General features: G+C 68.3%; 3 protein-coding genes. 1 reads left to right on the top strand and 2 read right to left on the bottom strand.

Going from position 1 to position 3,163, the window contains the following annotated elements:
• A partial coding sequence (locus tag VIU94_RS03060) for a hypothetical protein (protein WP_331907227.1) occupies window positions 1-521 on the top strand: 521 nt, incomplete at its 5' end.
• A gap of 183 nt (window positions 522-704) precedes the next feature.
• Here VIU94_RS03060 and VIU94_RS03055 read toward each other — a convergent pair.
• Window positions 705-1,814 carry a serine hydrolase domain-containing protein gene (locus VIU94_RS03055; protein WP_331907225.1) on the bottom strand — a complete coding sequence of 370 codons (1,110 nt, stop codon included), beginning with the start codon at window positions 1,812-1,814 and terminating at the stop codon, window positions 705-707.
• Window positions 1,815-1,848: 34 nt separating this feature from the next.
• Window positions 1,849-2,520 carry a DUF4097 family beta strand repeat-containing protein gene (locus VIU94_RS03050; RefSeq protein WP_331907223.1) on the bottom strand — a complete coding sequence of 224 codons (672 nt, stop codon included), beginning with the start codon at window positions 2,518-2,520 and terminating at the stop codon, window positions 1,849-1,851.
• Window positions 2,521-3,163 lie beyond the last annotated feature (643 nt).

Here is a 3,163-nt window from a genome sequence, read left to right as displayed (position 1 = left end):
TTCGTGCCAGGGTGCGGCGTGAGTTGTTGAGCCCATCGGTCGCGCACGCGGCCTGCGGAACCCGCCAGGGGTGGAGTGTGTTGCGTTCCCGTCGTACTGCCCTGATCTTGCTCGCCACGGCCCTTGCTCTGACGGCCTGCGGCAGGTTGACCGTCATGCCGCCGCCCGACGGTGAACCGGTCGTTCTGAAGCCGGCCGAACTTGCGACCACGTGGACCGATGCCGACGGCGGCACCCTCACGCTGAAGCAGGACGGGACGTTCATCGCCGACAAAGTCTGCGTCGCCGTCGGCTGGTATGACAGTTTGGCCTGGTCCGGAACAGGCACCTGGGAGCAAGGCTCCGACAAGAAGCAAAGCTTCGTCGGTGTGACCTTCGACGCCGATCACCCCGAAGTGCGTGAGCGAGTGCCCGACGCCTACTCCGCCTTGAGGGAGGGCAAGGTCCTTAAGCTCTGGGCCGCCATCGGCGATCCGGACAACGATTATCCGAACTGCGTCCTGACCAGCCCGGCGAGTTGACCCGGCTGCCGCTCCCTACACCACGACAGGGGACACGACCCGGCTGGTCACTGTCCGGTAGGGGGAGGGGTGCCGGGGTGTCTGCCCGCCTGTGGGGCGGCGGGGCGGTGCAAACGTGCTTCTTGACGTCCGGGCGTCGGCTCGCGAGTCACGCGACGTCACACCTGCCCCATCCCTTGCGCCTCAGTCCGCGGTCTGCTCGCCGAAGACTGCCTTGAGGAGTGCCTGCAGGGCGTTCTGGAAGGGTTCTGCGAGGGACATCTCGGTGTCGTCGACGTAGTTGAGTGCGGCGGTGAGGGTCGTACGGCCGTCGGGGGTGCTGTACATGAGGGCTGCGTGGCCGGCGATGCCACCGTTGTGGGTGATGACGGTGCCTCCGTCGGGGCCGGCGTCCTGGACCATGACGCCCAGGCCGTAACCGGCCTTGGGGTGCGTCTTGAGCATCTCGGCGAGCAGGGGAGCGGGCAGGAGCTTGCCGGTCACGAGCGCGGTGATGAAGGTGTGGAGGTCGTGGGTGGTGGAGATCATGTCGCCGCCGGCGGAGATCCAGGAGGGGTTCTGGCGGCTGACGTCGACGGTCTGCTGCTGGCCGTCTTCGTCTTCGTAGCGGTAGTAGGCGTGGGCGTGCGGCTCGGGGAGGTCCGTCTGGGTGCCGGGCACGACGGTGTCCCGTAGGTCGAGCGGGTCGAGGATCAGGCGCTGCGTCACCTCGGCGATGGGGCGGCCGGTGACCTTCTCGATCAGGAGCCTGGCGAGGACGTAGTTGGTGTTGGAGTAGCTCCAGTCGGTGCCCGGTTCGAAGCGGGCGGGCTTGGACAGCGCGAGGCGTACGAGTGCCTCCGGCTGGTAGGTCTTGAAGCGGTTGTCGACCCATGCCTGGCCCTGCCAGTCGATCCCCGGACCGACGGTTCCGTCTTCGTAGTACTCGCCGGTGAAGTTGAAGATGCCGCTGGTGTGCTGGAGCAGCATCCGCACCGTGATCCGCGAGTCGAGGTCGAACCCGGGGAGGTAGTCGGCGACTGGGGCGTCCAGGTCGATCCTGTCCTCGGCGACCAGTTGCAGGACGAGGGTGGCGGTGAAGGTCTTGGTGTTGCTGCCGATCCGGACCCGGCCGTTCGTCGGCGGCTTCGCGCTCTCGCCGAGCTTGCTCACGCCGGCGGTGCCGACCCACTCGCCGCGCTCGTCGTTCACGCGCATCTGCACCCCGGCGAACCCGGAATCGACGATCTCCTGCATGACCTTCTGCAGCTCCGGACGATTCTGCCCGGCAGCGGCGGTGAGGGGGAGGGACATGGCGGCTCCTTAGATCGGTTGTGAACGTTGCGGGTCAGTTGCTGCGGGCGGTGATGTCGCCGTAGGCGGTGGTGGCGTGGATGTTGAGGCCGGCGGCCGCGCCTTCGGAGTTGGCCAGTGCGTTGTTGATGCGGCCGTAGGTCGTGCCGGCGTCGAGGGTGGCGGAGGCGCCGCGGGCGGCGCCGATCTGGATGTCGCCCTTCTCGGTGCGCAGGGTGACGGTGCCGCGCACGGCCTCGGCGATGGTGAGGTCGCCCGCCTGGGTGCGGATCTCGCCGTCGCCGCTGAGGCGGCCGACGTGGACGTCGCCGGCCATGAGGACCAGGCGGGCGGCGGCGGTCTCGTCGAGCTTGACCGTGCCCCGGGCGGCCTCGAAGGCGACGTCGCCGAGCCGTCCGACGCCGCGGAGTTCGCCGTCGGCCGTCTTCGCCTCGACGTGGGAACCGGCGGGCAGCTGCACGGTCACCTCGACGTACCCGGAGCTGCCGAGGAGCTGGTTCTTCGGCTCCGGGGCGGTGATCCGCAGGACGCCGTCGGCGTACTCGACCGTCGTCTCCTCGGCGGCCTTCACGTCGCGGCTCTTGGAGGCGTTCGCGGGGCGGACCTCGACGGTGGTGTCGACGCGGTCGGCGGCGATGAACTGGATACGGCCCGCGGGGATGTCCAGGACGGCGGTGACGGCGGTGGTGGTGGCGAACTGCTGCATGGTGCTTCTCCTTCTTCGTTCGGCGGACCGTCCGTCGGCCCGCCGTTTCTGATGAACGAAAAGCTACGTTGCGTTCAGGGAGTTGGCAACAAGTCCGTTGCGCGAAATCGCCATCATCGCAGGTGGGTGACGATATTTCATTGCAACAGTTTCGAGCATAACGCAACGACCATCAACCTGTTCGTTGCAATGTATTGAGGGTGAACGCTCTCCTGGAGGCAGGGCGCAGGAAGCCGCCCGCCGCAGCGGCGTGTTCAAGCGGTCGAAGGAGAAGGACCGTCGGGACGCGACTATGGACGCACGAACTGCCGCTGCTGGCCACGGCGGGGCTCGCGGCCCTGCGGAGAGACCTGGCCCACTAGGCCACCCGCAATCCACCAGCAGCCGCCACCCGCCCGCGGTGAGCATCAACAGCTGGGACGAGACGCGTTGTTCGACCTCACTCGCGACTTCGGCGGACCGGGCGGAGAAAGGCTGATTCGACCGGGTCAGCGCGCCCCGCCGGCCGGGCCTGAGGCCGGCATGAGGTGGCGGGAGAGGGTGGTCAGGGCCTCTTCGATCTCGGTCAGGCGGGTGGGGTCGTCGGAGCCCAGGGCGGCGGCCAGGGCGGATTCGATGCGGGTGGCGCGGACCTGGGCGACGC

Origin of the sequence: Streptomyces sp. (assembly GCF_036566765.1) — a bacterium.
GTDB lineage: Bacteria > Actinomycetota > Actinomycetes > Streptomycetales > Streptomycetaceae > Streptomyces.
Note: the sequence above shows the minus strand (reverse complement) of the source record. Positions and strands in the feature narration are given on the sequence as shown.